15 protein-coding genes and 1 pseudogene are annotated in these 21745 nt (G+C 60.5%); 1 reads left to right on the top strand and 15 read right to left on the bottom strand.

Annotation, left to right across the window (positions count from 1 at the left end):
* Positions 1-65: 65 nt before the first annotated feature.
* From ABJN75_RS19930 to ABJN75_RS19920, 3 genes are all read right to left on the bottom strand, one after another.
* Positions 66-1670, bottom strand: a complete 1605-nt coding sequence (locus ABJN75_RS19930) for a pilus assembly protein (RefSeq protein WP_348441344.1) — start codon at positions 1668-1670, stop codon at positions 66-68.
* Between the two features lie 267 nt (positions 1671-1937).
* Positions 1938-3479: a hypothetical protein gene (locus tag ABJN75_RS19925; protein ID WP_348441343.1), complete on the bottom strand. Its 1542-nt coding sequence runs from the start codon at positions 3477-3479 to the stop codon at positions 1938-1940.
* A gap of 54 nt (positions 3480-3533) precedes the next feature.
* Positions 3534-4832, bottom strand: coding sequence for an adenylosuccinate synthase (locus tag ABJN75_RS19920; protein WP_348441342.1), 1299 nt, complete (start codon positions 4830-4832; stop codon positions 3534-3536).
* Positions 4833-5058: 226 nt separating this feature from the next.
* Between ABJN75_RS19920 and ABJN75_RS19915 the strand changes: the two genes are divergently transcribed.
* On the top strand, positions 5059-5934 hold the full coding sequence (locus ABJN75_RS19915; protein ID WP_348441341.1) for a DMT family transporter: 876 nt from the start codon (positions 5059-5061) through the stop codon (positions 5932-5934).
* A gap of 338 nt (positions 5935-6272) precedes the next feature.
* On the opposite strand, the gene ABJN75_RS19910 is transcribed toward ABJN75_RS19915, so the two are convergent.
* The 12 genes and pseudogenes from ABJN75_RS19910 to ABJN75_RS19855 form a co-directional block, all read right to left on the bottom strand.
* Positions 6273-7166 carry a DUF3800 domain-containing protein gene (locus tag ABJN75_RS19910; RefSeq protein WP_348441340.1) on the bottom strand — a complete coding sequence of 298 codons (894 nt, stop codon included), beginning with the start codon at positions 7164-7166 and terminating at the stop codon, positions 6273-6275.
* Between the two features lie 404 nt (positions 7167-7570).
* On the bottom strand, positions 7571-9166 hold the full coding sequence (serA, locus tag ABJN75_RS19905; protein ID WP_348441339.1) for a phosphoglycerate dehydrogenase: 1596 nt from the start codon (positions 9164-9166) through the stop codon (positions 7571-7573).
* Between the two features lie 87 nt (positions 9167-9253).
* A complete protein-coding gene (locus ABJN75_RS19900) occupies positions 9254-10429 on the bottom strand; it encodes a phosphoserine transaminase (protein ID WP_348441338.1) in 1176 nt (391 codons plus the stop codon).
* A 159-nt stretch (positions 10430-10588) separates the two neighbouring features.
* Positions 10589-11422: an outer membrane beta-barrel protein gene (locus ABJN75_RS19895; protein WP_348441337.1), complete on the bottom strand. Its 834-nt coding sequence runs from the start codon at positions 11420-11422 to the stop codon at positions 10589-10591.
* Positions 11423-11659: 237 nt separating this feature from the next.
* The gene (locus ABJN75_RS19890) at positions 11660-12517 is read right to left on the bottom strand and encodes an outer membrane protein (RefSeq protein ID WP_348441336.1); all 858 of its coding nucleotides are present in this window, start codon (positions 12515-12517) and stop codon (positions 11660-11662) included.
* 493 nt (positions 12518-13010) lie between these two features.
* Positions 13011-14363 (bottom strand): phosphoglucosamine mutase, encoded by a 1353-nt coding sequence (gene glmM, locus ABJN75_RS19885; RefSeq protein WP_348441335.1) that lies wholly within the window; start codon positions 14361-14363, stop codon positions 13011-13013.
* A gap of 173 nt (positions 14364-14536) precedes the next feature.
* On the bottom strand, positions 14537-16474 hold the full coding sequence (gene ftsH / locus ABJN75_RS19880; RefSeq protein ID WP_348441334.1) for an ATP-dependent zinc metalloprotease FtsH: 1938 nt from the start codon (positions 16472-16474) through the stop codon (positions 14537-14539).
* Positions 16475-16586: 112 nt separating this feature from the next.
* Entirely contained in the window at positions 16587-17873 is a 1287-nt protein-coding gene (gene tilS, locus ABJN75_RS19875; RefSeq protein WP_348441333.1) for a tRNA lysidine(34) synthetase TilS, read from the bottom strand.
* 92 nt (positions 17874-17965) lie between these two features.
* The gene (ybgF, locus tag ABJN75_RS19870; protein ID WP_348441332.1) at positions 17966-18871 is read right to left on the bottom strand and encodes a tol-pal system protein YbgF; all 906 of its coding nucleotides are present in this window, start codon (positions 18869-18871) and stop codon (positions 17966-17968) included.
* A gap of 269 nt (positions 18872-19140) precedes the next feature.
* On the bottom strand, positions 19141-19647 hold the full coding sequence (gene pal / locus ABJN75_RS19865) for a peptidoglycan-associated lipoprotein Pal (RefSeq protein WP_348441331.1): 507 nt from the start codon (positions 19645-19647) through the stop codon (positions 19141-19143).
* Between the two features lie 166 nt (positions 19648-19813).
* Positions 19814-21127, bottom strand: a complete 1314-nt coding sequence (tolB, locus tag ABJN75_RS19860) for a Tol-Pal system beta propeller repeat protein TolB (RefSeq protein WP_348441330.1) — start codon at positions 21125-21127, stop codon at positions 19814-19816.
* Positions 21128-21145: 18 nt separating this feature from the next.
* Positions 21146-21745, bottom strand: a pseudogene (locus tag ABJN75_RS19855) (hypothetical protein); the annotation flags it as partial.

Genomic DNA, 21745 nt, shown 5'->3' with positions numbered 1-21745 from the left:
CCGAGGCTGCGGCCGAATGCCCCGCGACAGGCAAGGACACCGAGCCGGCGTACCCCAAAGCGGTATCAGTGGCTGATGCGGACGCCGGCCACCGACTGTCCGATTGCCGAGAATGCCTGCTTGAGCGACACGACGTCGCTGGCCATGAAGAAATTGTCCTCGCGCGTTGCACAGGTGCGGAACATGTCCTTCAGCGATGTCGCCGTGGTCTTGTAGAGAACCGTGTAGACCTCGATGCCGAGCTTCTTGATATCGACGCACATGTTGGCGGTCGCCGTGTTGAGATAGGCCTCGGCCTTGGACTGGGTGGACGCCGAATTGATCCGGCCGTCAGACAGGAAGCCGTAGGAGCCATAGTCGGATTTGTTGATGGTGTTGCTGGCGCCATAGGACACGTTGGTGCCATCGGTCATGATCACCAGAATTTTCGTCACCGCATCGGGATTGATCGCCGCGCCCTCGGTATAGGGTGCGTCCGGCGAAAGCACGCGCCAGCCCCATGCCAGACCTTCGGCAATGTTGGTGCCCGAACCATTCCAGTACTGCATGGCGTCGATCCCGGTCCTGACCTTGGACAGCGTTGCCGTCAGCGGCACGATCGGCGTCGGGCAGGCCCGGTTCGGACCCAGGGTCAGCGGTCCGGTGCTGTCCTTGAAATCGCTCTGCACCGCGGTCTTGGTCGTGTATTTGACGGTCGAGCGCTGAACCGTGGCATGGTCACCCGACACCGCGTCATCGAGCCAGGAATTATTGAAGGCCGAGGAGTTGTTTCCGCCCACGCTCATGCGGTTGCCCGGCTCATCGGGGGCGAAATAGGGCACGAACAGGGTATCGGGCCTGGTGGCGTCGGGTGGCGTCACATCGGTGTTGTAAGGTGCCGGTCGGGCCTCGACACAGCCTTTCCAGCTTGTTTTGGACCAGGAAAACAGGTTGAGGTGGTGCGGGTAGTTTGCAGCGGAGAAGTCGGCGGTGTTGTTGCCCGACGACCGCCTGGCGGATCGCTGGGCCTCGGTCAGAAATGTCCAGCCATTGTAGAGCGACTTCCCGGTTTCATCGATCCAGGCGCTGTCGAAGCCATCGCCCTTGATATTGACCGCCGTGACGAAGGGGATCAGACCGACCTTGAGACTTTGCTTCGACGTGTCGATGTCACCCAGCGAATCAAGCAGGGCGTGGGACGCTTGCTTGAGCGCGTTGATCCCGCCGGTTCCCATCGAACCGGTGTTATCAAGGGCAATGGCGATTTCGATGCTGCGCGTGGAAAAATATGTCGAAGCCGCGACCGAAACCGTGTTGGGCATGAAGCGCCCCATGAACACCAGCGGGATGCTCGCTGTGGCATGGGCATCGGTGCGGATGAAGTTGACGCCGACGGTCTGTTCCAGCCCTTCATCGACGAGGGTCATGTCGTCGTAACCGGCCAGTTCCGCCTTGAGCATCTGGCGGTAGAGAACCTCGCGGTCGCCGGCCTGGCTGTTTTTCTTTGACACAGCCAGAACCGAAGCATCGACCATGTTCTGCAGATCATACCTGGCACGGGACATGTTGGTGTAGTCCACCGCCAGCCCTGCAGCGGCAAAAAGCACAGGAATCAGGGCTGCAGCGAAGATGCCGAAATTTCCCCGTTCGTTTTTCAAGAATGGTGTGAATTCAACACACAGCCTACGCATGCGACAGCTCCAAAAGATCCAGCTGACATTCCACGCCGGAACCGCTTTCACAATGAAAACTAGGCTTTCAGCGTAAACGGACCCTTAAAAATCAACAGCTTGGGTCAAGCGGCAACTCTATTTCCGAAATCAGAATGAAGAATTGGTATCCGGTCCGGGTTGCCGCATTACGGCTTTGCCCGACGACAGGGCACATCAGCGCTGACGGCCGCTTTTGCCCCCCCGACCGGAGGGAGCGGCCATCCGGTCAGGCGCGGCAGATTCGGCTTATTGCACCGGCGCGGCCTTGGCCCAGGCGTCGAGCGCCTGGTTGAACACCTCGGTGCCGCTGGTGCCTTTTTCCAGCGTGATCAGCGCCTGCCGGCCATTGGCATAGACCACTGGGATGTCGATCCAGTTGCGCTGGCGCAACATTTCGACATTGGCGTCGCGGGCTTCGCCAAGGTCATTGAGCGCCACCATGTAGAAATCCTGGGTGATCTTGGCCGGCACCGCAATCAGCGGATTGCCCTGATCAGCTTCGGTCTGTTTCATGGCGATGCGCTGCAGCTGGTCGATCGAGCCGCCGTCGAAATCGGTGGGCACGGCGAACACCACTTCGATGATGTGGCTGGCGGGAAGCGACGGGTCGGTGTTGCGCTTGATGGTGATCAGCGCCGACAGGCCTTTCTCGGGATTGTTGATCTCGCCGCGAATAACCTGCTCGTCGGGACCATCGCCCGAGGGTTCGCTGACCAGCGTCCAGACCACCGTGCCCTGATTGACATCCAGTGATTGCTGTCCAAGCCGCTCCTCGTAAAGGATCATCTTCTGCGCCACGCCGAGCGGCTGCGAAGCCGGTGCAGTGGCATCCTGAGGCGAGACCGGAGCTTCGGCGGTACCTTCCTCCGCAGCGGATTCATCCACCGCGCCGGCATCGGTGAGTTCGGCCACGGACCGGCCCTCAACCGTATCGTCGACAGCCGGACCCGGCGCGGGGCCGGCATCGATTTCGGTCCCGTCGGCGTTCAGGCGCTGGGTAAACTTGCCGTCGTCAGCGCTTGCCGGCTCGGGACCGGCCGGTTCAGGCGTCGCGGGCTGCGCTGCCGGCTCCGGCGTGACGACCGCGGTTTCCGCCGCCGGTTGCGCGGTCTCGGTGGCGACCGGCGTATCGGTGGTGCCGGAACCGAACATCGCGATGACGCTGTCCTTGTAAACCCATCCGGCATAGGCGACCGCGGCAAGCAGCACAACCAGAGCCAGCACCGCGATGCCGCTCTTGCCGCCCTTGCCGCGCGCTGGCTGGCGCGCCCGCGAAGCCCGCTCGGGCTTGTCCGGCGCGTGCCCTAGCCCGAAGGCCTCATCATGAGCATCGCCGACAAGATCGGACGGACGCGATGCGGGTTGGGGCGAAGCAGCAACCGCTTCAGGTTCGCTGGCCTGGGCCGCCACCGGCTCTTGCGCGGGTTGGGGCGCGGGTTGTGGCGCAGGCGATGGCGCAGGGATCGGCGCGGCCATTTGAGGTGGAGACGCCGGCTCGACGATCACCGGGCTTTTTTCAACCATCGATTCGAGCTCGGCCATCAGCGCATCGGCCTCGTCGAGATCGGCGGGAAGCGCTTCGGCATGCTCGCTCTCGACTTCCTCGATGGCAAGATCGAGCTTGTCGAGCTGCCGTGCGATCACCTCGTCGGAGGGTTGCGGATTGATCGCCTCTAGCTGACGGCGGATGGCAGCCCGCGCCTTGTCATAGACCTTGGTCCGGTTCTCCGGAGTATTCTCAGACAGGCTATCCACTGCCTTCCGGATGACTGCTACAAAATCCGCCATGTTTTACCCTGGTTTGTTCCCGTTGATCGCCGCCAATCGCGCTTTCGCGCTAACCTAGTCTTCAAACGGGTCAGTCACAAGTATCGTGTCGTCCCGCTCGGGACTTGTAGACAGCAGCGCAACCGGCGCGCCGATCAATTCCTCGATCCGCCGCACGTATTTGATCGCCTGCGCCGGCAGATCCGCCCAGCTTCGGGCGCCGACCGTGGTGCCCTTCCATCCCTCGATGGTCTCGTAGACCGGGGTGACGCGTGCCTGCGCGCCCTGGCTGGCGGGAAGATGGTCGACGCGCTCGCCGTCAAGCTCGTAGCCGACGCAGATCTTGAGTTCTTCAAGACCGTCGAGCACGTCGAGCTTGGTCAGCGCAATGCCGGTGATGCCGTTGACCGCGACCGACTGGCGCACAAGTGCTGCATCGAACCAGCCGCAGCGCCGCTTGCGGCCGGTCACAGTGCCGAACTCGTGGCCGCGCTCGCCGAGGAACTGGCCGGTGGCGTCATTGAGTTCGGTCGGGAACGGCCCTTCGCCGACGCGGGTGGTGTAGGCCTTGGTGATGCCCAGCACATAGCTCAGCGCGCCCGGCCCCATGCCCGAGCCCGCGGACGCCTGACCGGCAATGGTGTTGGACGAGGTGACGAACGGATAGGTGCCGTGATCGACATCGAGCAACGTGCCCTGCGCGCCTTCAAACAGGATCCGCGCGCCGGCGCGGCGCTTCTTGTCCAACAGCAGCCACACGGTCTCGCGGAACGGCAGGATGCGCTCGGCAACCGAAGTGAGTTCTTCCAAAATTGTCTCGACCGAAAACTCCGGCTGGCCAAGGCCGCGCCTGAGCGCATTGTGGTGGGTCAGCAGCCGGTCGACCTTGGCCGGCAGGCTTTCGAGATTGGCGAGATCCATCACCCGGATGGCCCGGCGTCCGACCTTGTCTTCATAGGCCGGGCCGATGCCGCGCCGCGTGGTGCCGATCTTGGTGCCGGAATTGGAAGCCGCATCCTCGCGCAACGCATCAAGCTCACGGTGCAGCGACAGGATCAGCGTGGCGTTGTCGGCAATCCGCAAGTTGTCGCCATTGATGACGACACCCTGCCCGGCCAGCCGGTCGATCTCGCTGACCAGCGCATGCGGATCGATGACCACGCCGTTGCCGATGACGGCGAGCTTGCCCGGACGGACCACGCCCGAAGGCAACAGCGACAGCTTGTAGACGGCGCCATCAACCACCAGCGTATGGCCGGCATTGTGACCGCCCTGGAACCGGACAACCACATCGGCCCGCTCCGACAGCCAGTCGACGATCTTGCCCTTACCCTCATCACCCCATTGCGATCCGACGACAACTACGTTGGCCATGATATCCCCTTGGCAGCAGGCCCCTTCACAAGTGGCCCGGAAAACAAAAACCCGCGCATGCATACAGACTCGGACCGCCAAAATCGACCCTCTGGCACAAGGAACAGGCTTTTTTACGTGACAATTATGCAGCTTCTGGCCAAACAAGCGTGCATGGGGGTCCGCACGGGCTCCACAGCACCGCCTCCACCGGCAAGTTCCACCTCCGAAATCCGGAAATTCCGCCTTGATCCTTCGCGCCTATGTGCTTCTGACCATCACCGCGCTGTTATGGGGCGCCAACGCCGTGGCCGGAAAACTGGCGGTGGGCCATATCTCGCCGATGCTGCTGACCTCGGTCCGTTGGGGCACCGCGCTGGCGATCCTGCTGGCATTCACCCTGCCCCAGTTGCGCCGCGACGCCAACACCATCCGGGCCAATCTGCCCTTGCTTGCCGGTTATGGCATGTTCGGCTTCGCGTTTTTCAACATCCTGCTGTATTCAGCGCTGGAATACACCACCGCCATCAATGTCGCCATCGAGCAGGCCGGCATGCCGATGGTGATCTTTCTGGCCAACTTCATCCTGTTTCGCATCAGGGCCAGTTGGGCGCAGGTCGCGGGCTTCGTGCTCACCGTGGCGGGCGTCGCCATCACCGCCTCGAGCGGCAGCCTGACCCGCCTGATCGGCCTGCAACTCAACCAGGGCGACGCGCTGATGCTGCTCGCCGTGCTGTTTTACGGCGGCTACACCGTGGCCTTGCGCTACAAGCCGGTGCTGCACTGGCAATCGATGATCACGGTGATGGCAGCCTCGGCCTTTCTCACCTCGCTGCCGTTTTCAGCCTATGAGGCGATGCGCGGCACGATCATCTGGCCCGATACGACCGGATGGCTGATCGCCATCTTCACCGCGGTGTTCCCCTCATTGATCGCCCAGGTGATGTTCATCAAGGGCAACGAGATCATCGGCTCCAACCGCGCCGGCATCTTCATCAACCTGGTCCCGATCTTCGGCACGTTGCTGAGCGTGATGATCCTGGGCGAGATGCTGCACGTCTATCACGTGGTGGCGCTGGGACTGGTGCTGGGCGGGATATGGCTGTCGGAGCGGGGGAAGTGAGTGGGGGGATGCTGAAGCTGATAAATAGCGGAAAAGAGCCAGTACGAAAACCGCGGTGGGGGTATACGGATTGGCGTTTTCGGCCCAAAGCTGCCGTTCGAATGCTCCTCCAGGAAACGCTACTTTCCGCCCTCGATCCAGCCATCCGTGGTCTTCGGTCAAGGTTCCGTAAGCAGTCATACAGTGTGTTGCGCACCAAGTTCCTGATTGGGTGGATTACCGTCAGTATGCCTCTATAAACCTCAACCGGAAAGAGCAGACACCTCGCATTTGACGAATCCGGGGCCAATACCCGAACCGACTGCTACTGATCGGCAGCATTGGAGTAGTCGTCATCGCTAACTGCTCCCTCGAAACTTATCCCAAGCCGCTCGAATGTTGGCAAGTGCCTCCACGGGATCGTCAGCGTGAGGCGGTGTAAAACCAGCGCGCTTCGACCGTTCCGCGACCGTTCGCAAACGCTGCCATTCTCCCTTCGTCTTTAGGGTTTCCAAGATAGGCAGCGCCTGAGAGAAAGCAGTGCCCCAACGACGAATCATTTCCGCTGGTATCGGCATTTCAATATGAGTCTTGGACCGAATGTACTCAGCTCGCCGCATTATAGTTGGGTCTTCTCTATCCTCCCGTTGCCAGCGGATATGCCACGCCAACATATCCGCCACCTGCAGGGGCAGGTTGTGCTTATCGTCGCCGTAGCCGACGGGCCTCTTGACCAGCTCACGCGAGTCCGAGTCCAGATTTTCCAGCATGTAGTCTAAAAAGAGGGCGATGTCCGTGTCTACTCCGTTCTGCTCATCAAAGATGAACCTGACCGGCTTGCTCACTCCCTCGCTGGCCAAATGGCGGGCCACGGCCGAAACTGCCCCGAAGGTAATGACAAAATAAGGCGTAGAAAGGCCGCGAGGCGATACCGGAGATACGTGTCTTTCGTATTCTGTCCGGCCAATGGAAACATCATATGTCCAAGGGGGCCGAAAACGGTCCAGGACCTCTACCAAACTCTCCAGTTTTTGGTCGCGGACGTCTCGGGTCCAGCCAGCGAATTGGCCCCGCAGACCGTTCGCTTCCGCCATCTTTAGGTACTCGATCGACGGAGGCTTGGCCAGCGCCGCGCTCCATGCCACGCTAAACTGCTCCCAAGAGTCGTCGCGATTAACCAATCCAGCGAAAACGAGATCGCGTTTACCGAAGTCGCTGCCCGAGTCATCGAAGTATGCCGAAAGGTCCATCATTTGCCTGCTTTCCATGCCATCAGCCGCTAACGGTGCGGAACGATGGCTTTCGGTGGGTTAAAAAGCACAAAAGTGTGAACAACCAAATTTGGTCACAACTCTGGCTCCACATAATCCTACTAAGTCAGCGTGTTTAGGGCCAGTCTCCACAGTAATCTTCCGGAATGCGGTCACTGCTAGCTTTTGCTCGATTAAATGCTGTACGACAGCTATAGCAGAGCAAGTCCTAACCCCTGGCAGCCAGCTTCCAGCCCTATTTCGGTCATTCGTTTCCGACGCAACAAACGTCCGCTTCCCGCCCATAGCCGACATAACGTGTACTGCCCCGCCACCCCCAAAACAAAAACCGCCCCCCGGAACCATCGTCCCGGGAGGCGGCAAATTCATTCACTCATCCACAAACCTCAGTCGACGTTAAACACCAGCGGCTTGGCCTGCTTGATGGCCTCATGGGCGGTGAGTTTGTCGAGCACAGCCTGGTCCACGACCCCGTCGACATAGAGCAGCGCGATGGCGTCGCCGCTTTCCTTTTCGCGGCCCAACTGGAAGTTGGCGATGTTGACGCCGGCGTCGCCCAGCGTCGAACCCATGAAGCCGATCATGCCGGGCACGTCGGTGTTGGCGATGTAGATCATGTGTTGGCCGACATCGGCATCCATGTTGATGCCCTTGATCTGGATGAAGCGCGGCTTGCCATCCGAGAACACCGTGCCCGCGACCGAACGGGTCTGGCGTTCGGTGGTGATGGTGAGCTTGATGTAGCCGTCATAGACGCCGGTCTTGTCGCGCTTGACCTCGGACAGGATGATGCCCTTTTCCTTGACCATGATCGGCGCTGAAACCATGTTGACATCGGCCACCTGGTTGCGGATCAGCCCGGCCAGCAGTGCCGAGGTCAGGGCCTTGGTGTTCATCCCCGATGTGACGCCGTCATAGAGGATCTCGATTTCCTTGATCGGGCTCTCGGTGACCTGACCGGCAAACGAGCCGAGCACATCGGCGAGCCGGATGAAGGGTTTGAGGATCGGCGCTTCTTCCGCTGTGATCGAGGGCATGTTGATGGCATTGCTAACCGCGCCCTTGACCAGATAGTCCGACATCTGCTCGGCAACCTGCAACGCGACGTTTTCCTGCGCTTCGGTGGTGGAGGCGCCCAGATGCGGGGTGCAGACCACGTTGGGCAGGCCGAACAGCGGGCTTTCGGTGGCGGGCTCGACCTCGAACACGTCAAAGCCCGCGCCTGCGACGTGGCCCGACTTGATCGCCTCGGCGAGAGCCGCCTCGTCCACCAGGCCGCCACGGGCGCAGTTGATGATGCGAACGCCCTTCTTGGTCTTGGCCAGCGCTTCGGCACCCAGAATGCCGCGGGTCTTGTCGGTCATCGGCACATGCAGGGTGATGAAATCGGCCCGGGCCAGCAATTCGTCGAGCTCGACCTTGGTGACGCCCATCTCCTCGGCGCGTTCCTTCGACAGGAACGGATCATAGGCGACGACATGCATTTTCAGGCCAATGGCGCGCGAGCAGACGATTCCGCCGATGTTGCCCGCACCGATGACGCCAAGCGTCTTGCCGGTGATCTCGACACCCATGAATTTCGATTTCTCCCACTTGCCGGCCTGCGTCGACGTGTCGGCGGCGGGAAGCTGGCGGGCCACGGCGAACATCAGCGCGATGGCGTGCTCTGCCGTTGTGATCGAATTGCCGAACGGCGTGTTCATGACAATGATGCCGCGGCGCGAGGCGGCCGGAATGTCGACATTGTCGACGCCGATACCGGCGCGGCCGATAACTTTCAGATTGGTCGCGGCTGCGATCAGCTTCTCGGTCGCCTTGGTGGCCGAGCGAATGGCAAGGCCGTCATAGTCGCCGATGATTTCGAGCAGCTTTTCCTTGTCCTTGCCGAGCTTCGGCATGAAATCCACTTCAACGCCGCGATCGCGAAAGATCTGGACGGCGGTTTCCGACAGGGCATCGGATACGAGTACGCGAGGTGCCATGATGGCCTCCATTGATAAGGTCTGAATGATGGGATTGGGCAGCGTGGACCGCGCTGGATCAGACCGGCGCGGTTATCAGGACTTTGATCAGGCAGCTTGCCTGAGCGCGGCTTTTTCCTGGGCGAAAGCCCACGACAACCACGGCGTCAGCGCTTCGAGATCAGCGGTCTCGACCGTCGCGCCGCACCAGATCCGCAAGCCCGCAGGCGCATCGCGGTAAGCGCCGATATCCAGCGCCACGCCTTCCTTGTCGAGACGGCCAACCATGGCCTTGGCGAAAGCGGCTTGCGCGTCGGGCGCAAGCGCTGCAATCTCCGGATCGGTGATGACCAGGCAGACGGAGGTGTTGGACCGGGTCGCCTCGACCTTGGCCAGATTGCCGATCCAGTCATTTTCAGCGACGAAACGGTGCAATACATTCGCATTGGCGTCGGCGCGGGCCATCAGCCCCTTGAGGCCTCCCACACGTTCGGCCCAGCTCAGCGCGTCGATGTAGTCCTCGACGCAGAGCATCGACGGGGTGTTGATGGTCTCGCCGGTAAAGATACCTTCGATCAGCTTGCCGCCCTTGGTCATGCGGAAGATCTTCGGCAGCGGCCAGGCAGGCACGTAGCTCTCGAGCCGCTCGACAGCGCGCGGGCTGAGGATCAGCACGCCATGGCCGCCCTCGCCGCCCAGCACCTTCTGCCAGGAGAAGGTGGTGACATCGAGCTTGGCGAAGTCGAGGTCCTGCGCAAACGCCGCGGAAGTTGCGTCGCAAATGGTCAGCCCCTGCCGGTCGGCGGGAATGAAATCAGCATCGGGGACGCGGACGCCCGAGGTGGTGCCGTTCCAGGTAAAAACCACGTCGCGATCGAAATCGATCTGCTTGAGGTCCGGCAATTCGCCATAGGGTGCGGTGATCTTGCGCACATCATCAAGCTTCAATTGCTTGGCGACATCGGTGATCCAGCCTTCGCCAAAACTCTCCCAGGCCACCATATCGACGCCGCGGGCGCCGAGCATCGACCACAGCGCCATCTCGACAGCGCCGGTGTCGGACGCCGGAACGATGCCGATGCGGTAGTCAGCCGGCACGCCGAGAACTTCGCGCGACAGGTCAATGGCCTGCTTGAGTTTGGATTTGCCGATCTTGGCCCGGTGCGAGCGGCCGAGAGCCGCATCGACGAGCGCTTCAGGCGTCCAACCGGGACGCTTGGCGCAGGGACCAGAAGAAAAACGGGGGTTGGCCGGACGCAGGTCCGGCTTCGTGTCAGTCATCATAATTCTATCCTTCCAGATAGTGGCCCCTCGTTGGGGAGGGGTGGCCCACTGGCGGGATTAGACCTCGATCAATTGGCTGTCAAGTTGCATTATGCGCTGCAGCATACGAAAAAGGGCGGAGATGATCCGCCCTCTCAAGTGTCTGATTGCAGGCTTGACCTACCAGAGATTGTAGCGCAGACCGACCCGGACTTCGTGATTCTCGAACCCGTTGTCGGAAGCCTGCACGCCGGTTGCGCCGGCTGCCGCGGTGGCTGCGTCATAGCCAAATTGCGCGTCGCCGTCGATCTTGGAGTATTTGTACCCCAGATCCAGCTTGAGGTCCTTAGTCAGGTCGTAGGTCATGCCGGCCATCAGGGCGTAGGTGAAGCGCCAGCTTTTCTCGCCCGGGCTTGTCGTGCCGGTTACCGGCGTCGCACCGCACCCAGCGCCGACGCAACGGTTGGCGCTGTTCAGCGTGCCCCAGATCACCCGCGTCATGCCGGCGCCCGCGCCGACATAGGGCGTGAACCCTGCAACCGTGCCGAGATCGACATAGGCATTGGCCATGATGCCAAATTGCTCGAAACCCTGCGTGTCGGTGCTGGCGCAGCCTGTTCCGACCGGCCCTGCCCCGCATGGGAATGCTGAACTGGTGGCGCCGGAAAACGTTCCCTCGGTGAAATCAAAGGTGAGATCACCTCTGAGATAGTCGGTGAAATTGTAACCGACACCCAAGGATCCCGACCAGTCACTGTCGAGGGACGACGAGTCGAATGCCGCACCGGTATAAGTGGGCCCGGCAGTGAAGACCGAATAGTTGGTCGCCGCGCCGCGTGTCCGGGTCGAGTAGCCAAGATCGCCGCGCAGGTACCAGCCCGAGCCGATTTCGACCGGCTGGGTCATCGGCAAGTCCGGGGCATAGATGATTTCATCGAGATCCGCAGCTTGTGCGGACGCTGCGAGCCCGGCCAAAACTACAATGCAAGTCGTCACAGCGGTTCGCATTACCATAGCTGATTTCCCTTCAATAGATCCGGTCTTGCTGAAAGGCCTCCGGAATTGCTGTGAGAACAACTATGACCGCGACTGGTTAAGCCGCGGTTAAGCATGTCTATTAACCATGCGGATTACGCTCATTGCCGCCGCACCCGGTCTTTTCAGTCTTGCTCGAGAACAAAACAAAGCCGCCCGGCAAAAGCACCGGGCGGCTTGATACGAATAGGTTAAACCGTGTCTTGAGGCTGCAACCTATTTGTAGACAGCAGGCATGATTGGCGCAGGTTCGATGTAGACTTCTTCCTGGGCGCAACCGTTGAAGCCATAGCGAAGACCGCCACGCACCTCATGAGAAGACATGCTCTTGTCGTAACCGGGGCCGCCGTTCAAAGCGTAACCGAACATCTTGCCGCCTTCGATATGGCGGTAACGATAGCCGACGTCGGCTTTCAGGTTGCAGGTCAGGTCAACCGAAGCGCCGGCCATAAGCGCGTAAGTGAAGCGCCAGGACGCCTCGCCGGAGTGGGTGACGGTGGGATCGCACAATGCCGGGTTGGCATTCGAGCAAGACGTGTTGCTCAGACCCTTCCAATCAACCCGTGTTCCACCGATACCAGCACCGACGTAAGGTGTGAAACGGCCATAAGTGCCAAGGTCCACATAGGCGTTGGCGAGCAGGCTGATCGCGGAGAATGTGGAAATATCGGTCGAGGTGCACGGGCTCAGGCCGGGTGTTCCGCACCCGCCTTGCGTTGATCCACGAAAGTCTGTGTCACCAAAATAATCAAGCGTCACATCTGTACGCAGGTACCGGTTGACCTTGTATCCGACGCCGGCTCCGACGCTGTAGGATGATCGCAGCGACGTGGTGGCGAAAGGCACATAAGCAGCAGAACTGCCGCCCTGGAAGAATTCCGCACCACTGATCTCGTTCCAGGAATAGCCGACATCGCCGCGCAGATACCAGCCACTGGCTGCCGCAACCGGCTGTGGTGCAGGCATTTCATAGACCGGTGCCTCAACAATGGGAGGCGGCAGAATGTCAGCGGCTGCTGCCGATCCAACACCGGCAAACACCATGGCCGTGGTAGCCAGGAAGATCTTTTTCATGGGAGACTCCATTGTCGGGACAGGCGCTGCCACCAGTTTTGGAGACAACACGCTTGTGGGTTCGTCACAGACAATGACCGACAATGGTTAAAGCACGCTTAACCACGTCTATTTACCAAGAATAGGTTGCATAGACCGGCCAACAGACGGCACCGACACAGCAAAACCACTTTGTAGCAATCGCTTCGGGATGTGGAAAACACTGGCAGTGCCGAACGCATTTTCCAGATTCGGGTTTCCGCCACGCCGGCCCTGGGCTCATCCATCACGCTCCTGTATCGCACATCGGGTGCGATGCCCGGCATTGGAGCGATTTGAGGTCTGTGTGGAGAGTGGGGCTGTTCCGGTTTCGCGGATTGCGCGTCAAGTGGCAAAGCCGATCGAACACATCGCATTCAAACGGTGTCAGGTGACGCGCGTTTGCTCGCTGTTGCTGCAGGGCGCGCAAAACCGCGGCACACTTTTGCGCGCCATGTATTTTGCGCGCCGTGCATTAGGCCGCGTTGCGTGCGCCTGAAATCACATTGATCAACTGGTCGACTACGGTCTCGATCTGATTGCGGTCGTCACCCTCGGCCATGACCCGGATCAGCGGTTCCGTGCCGGAAGGCCGGATAACCAGCCGGGCCGAGTTGCCAAGGGCGGCCTCTGCTTCGGCGATGGCCGTCTTGACCAGCTGGTCATTGAGCGGATGGCCGCCCGAATGCCGGACATTCTTGAGCACCTGCGGCACCGGCTCGAACCTGCGGCATACTTCTGAAACCGGACGTCCCATGCGCTGGACGCACGCCATCACCTGCAACGCCGCAACCAGGCCATCTCCGGTGGTGGCGAAATCGGTCAGCACGATATGGCCCGACTGTTCGCCGCCGACATTGAAACCATTCTTGCGCATGTGCTCGACGACGTAGCGGTCGCCGACCTTGGTCCGGGCAAGCGACAGGTCAATCCCGTTGAGGAAGCGTTCCAGGCCAAGGTTCGACATCACGGTGGCGACAATGCCATTGCCGCGCAGCACATTCTCGGCGGCCCAGGATTCAGCGATAAGCGCCATCAACTGGTCACCATCGATCACGGCTCCGGTCTCATCGACAATCAGCACGCGATCGGCATCGCCGTCCAGCGCGATGCCGATATCGGCACGCACTTCGTGGACCTTGCGCGACAGCGCAACAGGGTGGGTCGAGCCGCAATTCAGGTTGATGTTGGTGCCGTTCGGCTCTTCGCCGATTGCAATCACATCCGCGCCCAGCTCCCAAAGCGCGGCAGGTGCGACCTTGTAGCCCGCGCCATTGGCGCAATCGACAACAACGCGCATGCCCGACAGCGTGATGTCCTTGGGCAGGGTCCGCTTGGCAAATTCGATGTACCGGTCATGAACACCGTCAATCCGCTTGGCCCGGCCGATGGCGTCCGGCCGCGCCAGTTGCAGATGGATATCCTCATCCATCAGTTCCTCGATACGGTGTTCAAGTTCATCCGACAGCTTGAAGCCATCGGGCCCGAACAGCTTGATGCCATTGTCCTGGTAGGGATTGTGGGAGGCGGAAATCATCACGCCGATATCGGCGCGGAGCGATCGGGTGAGCATCGCAACAGCCGGCGTCGGAATCGGCCCGAGCAGAAACACATCGACGCCTGCCGCGGTAAATCCCGCCACAAGGGCGTTCTCGATCATGTAGCCCGACAGCCGAGTGTCCTTGCCAATCACGACCCGGTGCCGGTGATCGCCGTGCCGAAACAGGTTTCCAACGGCTATGCCCACGCGCATTGCCAGGTCCGGTGTCATCGGGGCCTTGTTCGCCTGGCCACGAATTCCATCCGTGCCAAAATATCGTCTGCTCATGAAAGCCCCCGGAACAATGCCGTTTTATTGATTATCGTCACCCAGACTGATCCTCCAATTCCATTCCATAATAAAATCAGATTTTGTTACAAACCGTTGCACAGAAAGCAAAACAGCCGCCAAACGGCGGCTGTTTGCAATTTGATGCGGTTATGGTTGATGAAATCACAACGCTATTGCGGCTGAGGCTCCATGCCTGCATCGGGCTCATCACCCTTCTTGCCAGCGCCGCCTTTCTTGGCGCCGGCGGTCGGCACAGCGGTTCCACGGCTCGGAGGCGTGTCATCACCGATATCGCGCGCGGGTTTTTCGCCACGAATCAGCGCCTTGATTTCCTCGCCAGTCAGCGTTTCATACTCAAGCAGACCTTCCGCGATGGCGATAAAGCCCTTCTTTTTCTTGGTCAGGATTTCGCGCGCCTCGACATAGGCCTGATCGATCAGACGGCGAACTTCGCTGTCGATGGTCTGGGCCGTGGATTCAGACACGTTTTTCTGCTGCGCAACAGAATGTCCCAAAAAGACTTCCTGCTGGTTTTCACCATAAGCGACCAGTCCGAGCTTGTCGGAGAAACCCCACTCGGTCACCATTGCACGGGCCAGCTTGGTGGCCTGGACAATGTCGGATGACGCACCGGAGGTGATGTTTTCCTTGCCGAAGGTCAGTTCCTCGGCAACGCGCCCGCCCATCATGATCGCCAGCCGCGACACCATCCACTTGTAGCTCATGGAATAGCGGTCACCTTCAGGCAACTGCATGACCATGCCCAGTGCGCGGCCGCGCGGAATGATGGTTGCCTTGTGCACCGGGTCGGCCACCGCAACATTGAGTGCGACGACGGCGTGGCCGGCTTCGTGATAGGCAGTCAGCTTCTTTTCTTCCTGCGTCATGGCAGTCGAGCGACGCTCGGCTCCCATCATCACCTTGTCCTTGGCATCTTCGAATTCAGCCATGGTGACAATACGCTTGTTGCGCCGGGCCGCCAGCAGCGCGCCTTCATTGACCAGGTTCATCAAATCAGCACCGGAGAAGCCGGGTGTGCCGCGGGCCAGAACCTTGAGATCGACATTCGGCGCCATCGGCACGTTGCGGACATGCACCTTGAGGATCTTCTCGCGGCCATTGACGTCGGGAAGCGGGACAACGACCTGACGGTCGAACCGGCCCGGACGCATCAGCGCGGGGTCAAGCACGTCGGGACGGTTGGTTGCCGCGATCAGGATGATGCCCTCATTGGCTTCAAAACCGTCCATCTCGACAAGCAACTGGTTGAGCGTCTGCTCGCGCTCGTCATTGCCGCCGCCAAGTCCGGCGCCGCGGTGACGGCCGACGGCGTCGATTTCATCGATGAAGATGATGCAGGGCGCATTCTTCTTGGCCTGCTCGAACATGTCGCGAACACGGCTTGCGCCAACGCCGACGAACATTTCAACGAAATCCGACCCTGAAATGGTGAAGAACGGCACATTGGCTTCGCCGGCGACCGCGCGGGCCGTCAGCGTCTTGCCGGTGCCGGGAGGGCCCACGAGCAATACGCCGCGCGGGATCTTGCCACCAAGCCGCTGGAACTTCTGCGGATCGCGCAGGAATTCGACGATTTCCTCGAGATCCTGCTTGGCTTCGTCCACGCCGGCAACATCGGCGAAGGTGACACGGCCATGCGCTTCGGTCAGCAGTTTCGCCTTCGACTTGCCAAATCCCATGGCGCCGCGCGACCCGCCCTGCATCTGCCGCATGAAGAATATCCACACGCCGAGAATGAGCAGGATCGGCAACCAGGAAATCAGATACCCGATAAGCGTGTTGGAACTGTCGACTTCCGGACGGGCGGTGATCGTGACATTGCGATCATTGAGCCGCTGGATCAAACCTGCATCGCCGGGCGAATAGGTCTGAAAGCCGGTAGCGGAATCGGTGTAGTTGCCGGAAATGCGTTCACCGACAATGGTCACATCGCGCACGCGGCCGGTATCGATATCCTTGAGGAACTGGGAATAGGCGATGTCGCGTCCGGTGGTCCGTTCACTCGGACTCTGAAACATGTTGAACAATGCGATCAACAGGAGCGCGATGATTGCCCATAGGGCGAAGTTGCGGAAGTTGGGATTCATGCTCGTCCTCGGGAATCTTGGCCTGCGGCCACCGGCGTAAAACCGAATTTCGATACTTACTCTCTAACATAGGAGCCTGGCAGGGCGTTGCCAAGGCTACCGGCGGGCTTTGTCATCCTGCTTTGACGGTTGTTGAAGCCATATTGCTCCCCGAAACGTCCCAGGGGCACTCCGGAAACCGGTTCCCGCCCGCCAAATGCGCCAATGCCTGGGCCAGTGTCAGCTCATACACCGGCAAAATACACGAACTGCGGCCGATTAACCGTTGGCACAAAAAACCGCCCTCGACACCGCTCTGCGCGACCCATCCATGCTTTCTTGCATTCAAATGCCGGCTAAACGATGGCGAAACACCATGCGGACCGCCACCGGCCACCCGCAGAAACGAGGTTCTGCTCAGATTTTCGATGCGATAGCGACCGTCCCAGACTGCCGAGGCACCTGGCTCAAGGTCAAGAGTGTTAAGGCCGCGCCGCTCGCGCCGGATCAACACGTCCCCTCCCCGCATTTGCATCATCGTGCGTCCAAGCGTGATTGCCCGGCCATTCCGGTCATCCGACGAGAGACTGGCCCAGGTTCGCATACACGCGCGCAGCGTCGCTTTGCCGCGTCTGTCGAGTGGCCGTTCGGCACCTCCGCACAGATCGACCAGCGCTTCCATCACGGCGGCCACCACTTCCGGATCCTCATCCCAACCGCACTTCATCCGAACCGTGTCAGCGGTTTCGAAAGAACAGCGGCCCTCGATATAGCTCGCCGCTCTTTGGGCAAGCCGGAACCTCAGGGCGGCGATCCGCGCGCCATCTTCTGTGTTCGCAGCACGGTGTGCTTCCTTCAGCAGACCACGAATGCGCACCCGCTCGAAACGGGCATCGCTGTTGGACGGATCCTCGATCCATTCAACCCCGGCGCCCCGGAGAAAGTCGCGGATCTCGGCCCGGCCAACACCGAGCAGCGGCCGCAACGCCCACATGCGGCCATCAAACAGTGTCGCCAGCGGAATTCCGGCCAGCCCGGCGGCGCGCTCGGAAGGGCTGCGGGCGCGGCGCATTTCCAGCGTTTCCTGCTGATCGTCGCTGGTGTGGCCTGTCAGGACGGCTGCGAGACCGAGCCTCCCGGCAGCCAATCCGAGCAACCGGTAGCGCGCCGCACGGGCCGCAGCCTGAAGCCCTGAGCCCGGCTGAGCGTTTTCCCACCTGAGCGTTTCGTGACAGACACCGAGCCTGCGGCAATGGGCCTTGACCCGGCGCGCCTCGTCGGCTGATCCGGATCTCAGACCATGGTCGACGGTCAGCGCAAACAGTTTTCCCGGCGCGCAGACACTGGCAAGACCGTAAAGCAATCCGAGCGAATCCGATCCACCCGACACGGCAACGCCCAGCGGTCGGCGGTCCGTCATTTCAGCCAGAAATTCAGAAAGATATTGCCGGAAGCCAGATGGCATTCGTGAGTGCGGCGCCGGCGGTTCCAGCATCAAGGGCGCCCTCGGGCCTAGCAGCTTGCCTGAAGCTGCTCTTCACTGACCTTGGCGCGAACCGCTGCCGACGCTCCCGGGTAGCGGATCAGAACTTCGCGCAGCGTTGCGCAAGCGGTGTCGCGATTGTCGAGCTTGGCCAGCGACATGCCGAGTTTGAGCAGCGTGTCCGCCCCCTTGTCGGCTTGCGGATAACGTTTGTGAGCATCAAGGAAGGTTTGTGCCGAAGCCTGATAATTGCCTTGCGAATACTGCGCCTCGCCCAGCCAGAACATCGCGTCTGAAGCCCGTTCTCCGTCCGGGTGCTGGCTGACATATTGCTCGAACACATGCTCGGCGAGCGCATAGTCGCCGGCAAGCATGTGATTGTAGCCAGCCTGATAGATATCCTCGGGCGCGGACAGGGAAGCCGTCTGGTTGCCCGAATCCGTCGGCTCGATGATGCCGCCGATAAGGTCGCCCTTGTCGTTGAACTGGATCGAACCAAGGTCGACCGGCGGTGCGCCGGTGCCCTGGCTTTCCTGACTGGTCGATGCGGTGCTCGAATCCTCAATCCCCGGCGGGGTGATCGAAGGGCCCGCATCGCCGCGCTGATCGCCGGTCTTTTCGAGCTCCTGAAAGCGGAACTCGTTGTCCTGCTGCATCTGGCGCATCTGCTCCTGCATCTGCAGCAACTGGAACCCGAGTTCCTCGATTCGGCCATTCAAGGCGCGGACCTGTTCCTCGAGCTGTCCGATCCGGAACACCGGATCTCCGGATTGAGCCAGAATAACCGGCGCTTCTTCATGAGTTCTGGAGCCGCCTATCGCGGCTGGGGGCACCGGCGCGCCATGCGAAAAGCCTGAAAACAAAGGCGACGCATTGACCGGAAACGAAGACGCGGCAAACGCCGCGGCTGCAATCATCTTGTAAATAGGTTTCATCAGTTGACCTCACTATGCGGGCGATGACCCGGACATCTGGAATATCGCATGGCGCGATATCAAATCAACGCACAAACAGGCCAAACTATGATCTTTACCCGAGTTCAACGAAAAGAAGGCGGCCTGGAGGCCGCCGTCTCTGTCCCGGTTCGAAGATCCGGCTGCTACAGCGCCACGCATCCCGTCGGATGCGCAAAGGTCGCTGTAGCCCTTGCAAATGATGCAAGTACGTTATCGTTCAAACGAACAGGTTTGAACGATAACCTGTACTAACTGCCCGCTCCACCAAGCACGGTGACGGCGCGGCGGTTCTGCGACCAGCAGGAGATGTCGTCGCACACCGCGACCGGACGCTCCTTGCCGAACGAAATCGTTCGGATCCGGTTTGCAGCAATGCCGCGCGAAGCCAGGTACTGCCTGGTTGCCGAGGCACGGCGGGCGCCGAGCGCGAGGTTGTATTCGCGTGTGCCGCGTTCGTCGGCGTGTCCCTCTACCGTGATCTGGTAGTTCGGATACTGGTTGAGCCACTGCGCCTGACGATCAAGCGTCGAGGCCGCATCGGCGCGGACCACTGATGAATCGGTGTCGAAGAAGATCCGGTCGCCAACATTGACCGTGAAATCCTGCTGCGATCCCGGCGTCGCATTGCCGGCAAGGCCGAGGTCAGCGGCATTATTGGGAAGGTTGTTCTTCTTGGAAGCGCAACCGGTCAGCAAAAGCGCTGCGAAAAGCGCGAGCATCGCCGGGTTGCGGGCAAATTCTTGCATGCGGACCATTGGCCGGTCTCCTTGAAAGTTCTGGTTGACCGTTTGTAACCGGTCGCGGTTAACCGGCGTTGAAGGAAGACGGTTAACAAAGTCTTGTTTTACATTCCGTTAGCCGCATTTGGACGCACAATGCGGCGTAAAAGCGGCAGAAATCAGCCCCCTTGGCGGCTTTGTGCTACTCCAGCAACGGCGACCATGCCGGGTCCGAGGCATAGGTTGGCGTGGTCACCAGCTGTTCATTGTACCCGGTCAGGTCGATCGAATAGATCTGCGGACCGCCGGCGCCTGCCGGTTGACGGAAAAACATCAGCACCCGGCCGTTGGGCGCCCAGGTCGGGCCTTCATTGTGAAATCCCGTGGTCAGGATCCGTTCGCCCGATCCATCCGTCTTCATCACGCCGATGGAGAACTTGCCGCCCGATTGCTTGGTGAAGGCGATCAGATCGCCGCGCGGCGACCATACCGGCGTCGAATAGGAGCCGTCTCCGAACGAGACGCGGCGCTGGTTCGAACCGTCCGCGCCCATGATGTAAAGCTGCTGGCGCCCGCCACGGTCACTTTCGAAGACGATCTGTGCTCCATCGGGCGAATAGGATGGCGAGGTGTCGATTGCAGCCGTGTTGGTCAGGCGGGTGGTGGCACGCGAGCGCAGGTCCATGGTGTAGATATTGGCGTTGCCATCCTGCTGAAGGCTCATGATCACCTTCTGGCCGTCCGGCGAAAACCGCGGCGAAAAGGTCATGCCCGGGAAATTGCCGACCAGTTCGCGCTGGCCTGTCTCAAGCTGGAGCAGATAGACCCGTGGCTGACCGCCTTCGAACGACATATAGGTGATTTCCTGGCGGCTGGGCGAAAACCGCGGCGTCAGCACAATATCGTTGGCGTTGGTCAGCATCCGGATGTTGGCGCCGTCCTGGTCCATGATGGCAAGCTGCTTCTTGCGGTCAGTCTTGGGCCCGCTTTCAGAAACAAACACCACGCGGCTGTCAAAATAGCCCTTTTCCCCGGTCAGCCTCTGATAGATCGCATCGGCGATGATATGGGCCACACGCCGCCAGTTTTCGGGCCTGGTGAAGAACTGTTCGCCGGAAAGCTGCTGGTTGGCGAAGGTATCCCACAAGCGGAATTCCGCACGCAGCCGACCGTCGGCTTCGCGTACCAACCTGCCGGTGACAAGCGCCTGAGCATTGATCACGCGCCAGTCCTCAAACCGGGGTGCCGCATCCGGATTGGTGATCTTCTCGATAAAAGCGGCCTTGCCGATCGGTGCAAACAGTCCCGAACGCTTGAGGTCGGCCGCCACAACCTCGGCAATCTGCGCCCCGATGGCGTCGTTTGATATAAAATCGGTGATTGCGATGGGCAATGGTTCGACATTGGCGCGGTTGATATCGATTTCGACCACGGCTCGCGCCGGTCCCGCCGCCAACAATGCAAGGGCGGCAACCATCACAAATGGCAGGACAAGAATACGGTTGATCATTTTCATAATGCAGCCTTTCAGCGCTTAGAACATCTGGCTGGGATCGAAGTTCACGATCACTTCAGCCCATGAATCATACTTCTCTTGAGGCAACTGGTAAGGCTGGGATTTCAGCACGGCGCGTCGTGCGCTGCCTGACAATGTACGCCTGACGCCTTCTGATCCGCCTGTCGCGGTAACGTCAGGCTGCCCCACAATGTTCCCTGCCAGATCAAGTCTCATCTTTACCGTAACCCGTACATCGCCGCCATCGGCCATGCCCGGAATGATATTCCAGTTCTTCTGGATCTGGCCCCGGAGCGCGTCCATTTCACTCTGACTGAGCGTATTGCCGCGGGTTGTCCGGGTTCCGCCGAGTGCGGCGGTCTCGGTTGTCCGTTTGGCGCCACCGCCCGTTGCATCCTGCTTGTTGAGAAGGGCCGCAACCTCGTCGGCATTGAAATCGCTCTGCTTTGCAGACGCGGTTTCCGATGCTTCCGGTTTCGGGGCGGCTTTCGGCGGCTCGGGCCTCGACTGGGGAACCGGGCCGACGCTTGGCAAGGCGGCAAACTCGGGCTTGGCGGGAACAGCCTCGTTTATGGCTTGCGCCACCGGGTCCGGTTTGGATTCGGCCGGCAAGGCAGC

This window comes from Hoeflea sp., assembly GCF_039975035.1.
Lineage (GTDB): Bacteria > Pseudomonadota > Alphaproteobacteria > Rhizobiales > Rhizobiaceae > Hoeflea.
This window is presented reverse-complemented; position numbering and strand designations above follow the sequence as displayed.